Source organism: Dietzia sp. DQ11-71 (assembly GCF_014144995.1).
Lineage (GTDB): Bacteria > Actinomycetota > Actinomycetes > Mycobacteriales > Mycobacteriaceae > Dietzia > Dietzia kunjamensis.
Genome location: NZ_JAALDT010000356.1, coordinates 1 through 6,059, shown reverse-complemented (window position 1 = coordinate 6,059; position 6,059 = coordinate 1). Strand labels below are relative to the sequence as shown.

5 protein-coding genes are annotated in these 6,059 nt (G+C 70.7%); 2 read left to right on the top strand and 3 right to left on the bottom strand.

The annotated features are described in order from the left end of the window. Positions 1-1,496 (top strand): DUF2339 domain-containing protein (locus tag G6023_RS12500; protein WP_182635787.1); only part of this gene is annotated, 1,496 nt, incomplete at its 5' end. On the opposite strand, the gene G6023_RS12495 is transcribed toward G6023_RS12500, so the two are convergent. Beyond that, a complete protein-coding gene (locus tag G6023_RS12495) occupies positions 1,451-1,912 on the bottom strand; it encodes a hypothetical protein (protein ID WP_067715077.1) in 462 nt (153 codons plus the stop codon). The two genes, G6023_RS12500 and G6023_RS12495, sit on opposite strands and share 46 nt — an antisense overlap. Positions 1,913-2,097: 185 nt before the next feature. Between G6023_RS12495 and G6023_RS12490 the strand changes: the two genes are divergently transcribed. Next, positions 2,098-4,539 (top strand): glycoside hydrolase family 65 protein, encoded by a 2,442-nt coding sequence (locus G6023_RS12490; RefSeq protein ID WP_069389074.1) that lies wholly within the window; start codon positions 2,098-2,100, stop codon positions 4,537-4,539. Here the strand turns inward: G6023_RS12490 and G6023_RS12485 are convergent. Both G6023_RS12485 and G6023_RS12480 read right to left on the bottom strand, forming a co-directional pair. Continuing rightward, complete coding sequence (locus tag G6023_RS12485; RefSeq protein ID WP_347570770.1) at positions 4,526-5,068, bottom strand: PGPGW domain-containing protein; 543 nt, start codon at positions 5,066-5,068, stop codon at positions 4,526-4,528. The genes G6023_RS12490 and G6023_RS12485 overlap by 14 nt on opposite strands. Positions 5,069-5,169: 101 nt before the next feature. Beyond that, positions 5,170-5,892 carry a VIT1/CCC1 transporter family protein gene (locus tag G6023_RS12480; protein ID WP_069389076.1) on the bottom strand — a complete coding sequence of 241 codons (723 nt, stop codon included), beginning with the start codon at positions 5,890-5,892 and terminating at the stop codon, positions 5,170-5,172. Positions 5,893-6,059 lie beyond the last annotated feature (167 nt).

Genomic DNA, 6,059 nt, shown 5'->3' with positions numbered 1-6,059 from the left:
TCGCGCGGGTCGTCGCCGCCGCGGTCCTGGCGGTGGTGCTCGTCGGCCTCGGCCTGCGACTGCAGTCCCGCCACGAATCCGCCACCACCGACCCCACGGCCCACACCGACCCCCGGGCCGCCTCCGACCCCGACGGCACCCCGGTCAACCCCGGCGCACTGGCCCTGGTCGGCACGGGCCTGGCAGCGGCGATGCTCGACGTCATCGCCAGCACCACGCTCTACCTGTGGATCCCCGTCCCGGCCGCGTACATGTTCGTGGGCGGGCTCGCCCTCGGAGGGATGGCACTCGCGGGGCGCTGGTCCTCCGGGCTGCTGGCCTGCCTGGTCTCGGCCGGCACGATGCTCCTGGCGCCCCTCATCTCCACCGGTGTCGAGCTGCCGATCTTCGTCGCGATCGTCGGCATCGCCACCGCGGTACTCGCCGCCGAACTCGGGGCGGCCGTCCGCGTCGTGTGGTCCGTCCTACCGGGGTTCCTGCTGGCCGGCTACCTCTCGCAGGCCGCACTCCACAGCCGCGGCGAACAGATCGCGCTCATCGCGACCCCGCTCGTCTTTGCCACCGTGGGCGTCGGGGTGGCCTGGTACGACACCGCCCACCGCCGCCCGGCACTCGCCAATGCCGCCCTCGTCGTCGTCCCCACCGCCCTGCCCCTCGCCCTCCTGCCGGCCACCCACCTCCTCCGGCCCGGCTGGCCCGTCGGGCTGGCCCTCGCCGCCGCCTACCTCGCCGTCGCGGTTCTCGCCGGCCGTACCGGCCGCGACAGGGCGCACGTGCTGCTGGCCGCGGTCACGGGGTTCGTCGGGAGCGCGCTCCTGCTACTGACGTGGGTCGAACTGGGAGGGCGCGAGCTCACCGGATTCGCTCTGACCCTGAGCGCCCTGGCGTACGTCGTGTCCGCCGGCCTGTGGGGACGACGCTGGGTGGACCTGGTGGCCGCGGCCGCCTCCGTGATCGCCGTGCTCGTCTACGCGGCCGTCAACCGACCGCACCTCGTACTGAGCGACCGCCTCGCGGTCCGCGAGTTCACCTACTGGGACGTGGTCTCCGCGTTCGCCATCACGGCGCTGGCGGTCGCCGTGACGTGGTGGGCGCGCCGCCGCCTGCCCCGCGAGTCGACGCGCGTGATGATGGTGGGCGCCGTCGTGGCCCTGGCGGCCTTCTCGGTGATGGTGGTCGCGGCGGGCGTCGTGATCGGTGACCTCACCGGGGTGGCGCGGAACGGGTTCCTCGCCGCACACCTGGTGGTGACGGTGCTGTGGATCTGCTGCGCGGCCTGGCTCGTCCTCACCGCGAACCCGCGGATCGCCGATGCGCGTCGACTCGGGTTCGTCCTGGGCTCCCTCGCGCTGGCGAAGCTGCTTCTGCTCGACCTGGCCACCCTGCCGGGACTGTTCCGTGTGCTGTCGTTCATCGCCGTCGGCGCGGTGATGCTCGCGGTGGCCGTCCGCTACCGCAGGGAGACCGAGCCGTCGGGCAGCGGATCGCCGACGTAGACGCGGAACGCGCGCGGCTGGGCGCCGGACATCAGTACCTCGACCTCCGGATGGTCGACCTCGTCCGGATCGTCCGACGGCAGGCTCCACACCACCTCGCCGGCGTCGGTCAACTCGCGCAGTGCCTGGCGCGTGGCGCGGACCCACGTCACGTGGCGCAGGGCGGGCTCGTCACGCAGGAGGTGGTCGGCCAGGCCCTCGCGGTCGCGCAGGTCGACCATGAGACGCTCGCCGTCCGGGGCCTCGTAGGAGGTGCAGACGTGGTCGACCAGGACGGACAACGGCCACGACGGCCCGGAACCGAGCAGATCGATGATGATCATGCGCGCATCGCCGACCTGACAGGCCGTCGGTGTGGTGAGGACCTGGAGCCGGTCGGCGACGTCCTCGGTGATCTCGATGAGCTGAACGGTCATGATGAACCCCTGTCGGACGGAGACGGTCGACAAGAGGGATCGCGGCGCGGCCCCGAACCGTCCCGACTATGACGTAGATCATATCGTAGACCCGCGCGGGGCGGGTCTCGGCGGGATGACGATCTCGCCGAGCCGTCCGGCCGGACCGCCGCCGAGGAGCCGACGGACTGGTTAGGGTCGGGCGTGTGACCACCTCACAGGCCGGACGTGCAGCCTCCCCGGGCGGGCAGGACGACGCCTTCTCGCTGTCCTACGACGGGTTCGACCCCGGTGAGGAGGGCCTGCGCGAGACCCTCACCTCGACCGGCAACGGGTACATGTCCACCCGCGGCGCCGCCGAATGGGAGGAGAACGACGGGGTCCACTACCCGGGCACCTACGTGCACGGCCTCTACAACCGCGCGACCACCATGCTCGGCGGCGTGCCGGTGCACAACGAGGACCTGGTCAACCTCCCCAACTGGCTGCCGCTCAAGCTGCGCATCGGCGGCGCCGAGGTACTACGGCTCTCGGAGGTGCAGATCCTCGAGTACCGCCACCGGGTGGACCTGCGCTCGGCGCTGATGACCCGCCAGATCCGCTTCCGTGACCGGGAGGGACGGGAAACCGAGCTGGTGAGCCGACGGTTCGCGTCGATGGCCAGCATGCACCACGCCTACCTCGAGTGGACGATCACGCCGCTGAACTGGTCCGGCCAGGCGGAGATCGTGAGCGCGCTCGACGGGCGCGTCACCAACGACGGGGTGCCCCGCTACCGGCAACTCGAGAGCGATCACCTCCGGCCGGGCAGCACGGTGTTCCCGCAGCCCGAGGTGATGGCGCTCAAGGTGCGCACCCGGCAGTCCGAGGTGAACGTCGGCGTCGCGGCACGCACCCTCGTCTCGACCGGCGGCCGGGAACGCGAGGTGCCCCGCTCCGACTTCCGGACGGCGGACTACATCCAGCAGACCCTCCACGTGGAGCTGGAGCGCGACGTCCCCACGACGATCGAGAAATCGGTCGCCCTGTTCACCTCCCGTGACCCGGCCACGGGGGACACGCTCCTGCGCGCGTCCCGGTCGGCGTCGCGCTCGCGACCGTTCGACGCGGCGTACGCGCACCACCGCGAGTCGTGGGAACGGCTGTGGCAGGCGTGTGACCTGCACGTGTTCGGCGACGACGAGGCCCAGCACCTGCTGCGGGTGCACATCAGCCACATCCTGCAGACGTGCTCGCACAACACCTCCGACCTCGACGCCGGCGTGCCCGCCCGCGGGATCAACGGTGAGGCCTATCGGGGCCACGTGTTCTGGGACGAGCTGTTCGTCTTCCCGTTCCTGACCTTCCGGCTCCCGGCCGTGACCCGCAGCCTGCTCATGTACCGCTACCGGAGGCAGTCCGAGGCGCGGGTGGCGGCGGCGTCGGCCGGCTACGAGGGGTTCATGTTCCCGTGGCAGAGCGGATCGCTCGGCACGGAGCAGACCCAGGAACTCCACCTCAACCCGATGTCCGGGCGGTGGGACATCGACCTGTCGCACAACCAACGCCACGTCAGCGCCGCGATCTTCTACAACGTCTGGCAGTACGTCACCCTCACTGAGGACACGATGTTCCTCGAGTTCCGGGGCGCGGAGATGATGCTCGGCATCGCGCGGTTCTGGTCATCCATCGCGCACTACTCGCCCGAGCGGCAGCGGTACGAGATCCACGGCGTGATGGGGCCGGACGAGTACCACGAGAAGTACCCGGGCGCGTCCGAGGGCGGAGTGCGCAACAACGCCTACACCAACGTCTTCGTGGCGTGGATCTGCGACATCGCCGCCCACCTGCTCGACCTGCTGCCGGCACCCCAGGCCGGTGCCGTCCGTGCCCGGCTCGAACTGCGCGACGAGGAGATCGCCCGGTGGAAGGACATGAGCCGAAAGATGTTCGTCCCGTTCCACGACGGGATCATCAGCCAGTTCGAGGGCTACGAGGAGCTGGAGGAGCTGGACTGGGAGGGATACCGCGCCAGGTACGGCAACATCCAGCGGCTCGACCGGATCCTCAAGGCCGAGGGCGACACCCCGGACCGGTACAAGCTGGCCAAGCAGGCCGACGCCGTGATGCTGTTCTTCCTGTTCAGTGACGACGAGCTGCGCCGGGTGTTCGGGCGTCTCGGGTACGAGTTCCCCGAGGACGCCGCGCGGCGGACCATCGAGTACTACGACCACCGCACCTCCCACGGGTCGACCCTGTCGTACATCACCCACGCGGGCGTCCTCGCACGCTTCGATCCGGACAGTTCCTGGGAACGGTTCAAGGTCGCGCTGGGCAGCGACGTGCACGACATCCAGGGTGGGACGACCCGCGAGGGCATCCACATGGGGGTCATGTCCGGCACGGTCGACCTCGTGCAGCGCTTCTACGCCGGGATGCGGGTCGAGGGCGGGATGCTGCAGTTCGACCCGAATCTGCCCGGCGGTATCGACGGGGTCTCGTTCAACATGACCTACCTGCGCTCGCCGCTCACGGTGACGGTGATGCGGGACGAGGTGGTGATCCGTCACCGCGACGGAGTGATCGACGAGACCCCGGTGTGCGTGTGCGTTCGGGGGGAGCAGCGGATGGTCGAGGTGGGCGGCGAGGAGCGGTTCAGCCTGGAGTGACGCCGGGGTCGGCGCGGCGTGCCGCCGCGTGGGCGTGTCGACGTACGGCCCGTGCCCTGCGCCGCTCCTCCCGGCGCTGGTGGTCGTGCACCACCTCCGCCTCGTGGTCGTACGGGCTGCCGCGGAACCGTCGCAGTGCGTAGACGAGTAGCGCCAGCCCGACGAGGCCCGAGAAGATGAGGGTGCCGCCGGTGCCCCAGCCGCCGATGAGCCAGAGGTCGGCCGACAGCGGCCACCAGGTCGGCACCGTCGAGCCGATCCCCCAGAAGATCCCCAGGCCGATCAGCCAGGCCGCGCCGAGTAGTGACCCCGCGATCTTGGGCCACGACTGGACCCCGCGGGAGGCGCCCTCCATGGCGACGCGCTTGATCGACAGGAGGCGCCGGTCGAACCACTCGTACTGCCGTGAGAGCACCACCGTCCCGGCGAACAGCATGAGGAGCCCGGGACCCGGGAGGAACAGTGCGGCGATGCCGAGAACGATGAGCGTCCACCCGATGATCTCGAGCGCGAGGCGTCTCACCGCCACGTAGCCGAGTCTCTTCACCGGACCATGGTTACAGAGTCCGCGCCTCCGATGCAGGCGATCCCCCCGCGTCCCGGGCCCGAACAGCGGAGGCGCCCCACGGCTCAGGCCACACTGGTCCCGAGCAGCAGGCCGATCCCGTAGGTCACCGTCATGGCCGCGACGCCCCCGATCACGAGCCGGCGCACGGCCGGGCGGGGATCCGCGTCCCCGAGTCGGGCGGAGACGTACCCGGCGAGGATCAACCCCACCACCGTGAGGACGCCGATCAACGGAACCCTCAGCGTGGCCGGGGCGAGGACGGCGAGCAGGGGGATGACGGCACCGAGCGCGAAGGAGATCGCGGACGAGATCGAGGCGCTGACCGGGTTGGTCAACGACTCGGCGTCGATGCCCAGTTCCGCATCGAGGTGGGCCGCCAGGGGATCGTCGGCGTGCAGCTCCTCCGCCACCCGCCGGGCGGTCTCCTCGCTGAGCCCCTTGGCCGTGTACAGGCCCACGAGCTCGTCGAACTCCGCTTCGGGTGCCTCCTCGAGCTCGCGGGTCTCCTTCTCGATGAGCGCCTTCTCGGTGTCGCGTTGCGTGCTCACGGACACGTACTCGCCGATGGCCATCGAGCTCGCGCCCGCGACCAACCCCGCCATGCCGGCGACGAGGATCGCCGGGCGATCCGTGGTGGCGGCGGCGACGCCCAGGACGAGGCCCGCGGTCGAGAGCAGCCCGTCATTGGCACCCAGGACCGCGGCACGCAGCCAGTTGAGTTTGCCGCCGACCGATGAATCGTGGGGTTCCACCGTGCTGTGTGGTGCCGGACCGGGGACGCTCATGCCCCTACGGTAGGACTCCCCGGAGTCGCCGACAAGCCTCGAAAGGCTATCCTTACCAGCGTTTTTTCTACAGCGCTGGACGGGCCGCCGGCTCAGGCGGGGACCGCGGAGCCGAACTCGCGGGCGGCCCGGGCGCCGGCGTCGAGGTCGACCTCGGGCCAGCCGTC

What these genes read in the sequence shown, in the direction of transcription:
- G6023_RS12495 (WP_067715077.1), bottom strand. Translation starts at nt 1,912, where the DNA reads ATGACCGTTCAGCTCATCGAGATCACCGAGGACGTCGCCGACCGGCTC.
- G6023_RS12480 (WP_069389076.1), bottom strand. Translation starts at nt 5,892, where the DNA reads ATGAGCGTCCCCGGTCCGGCACCACACAGCACGGTGGAACCCCACGAT.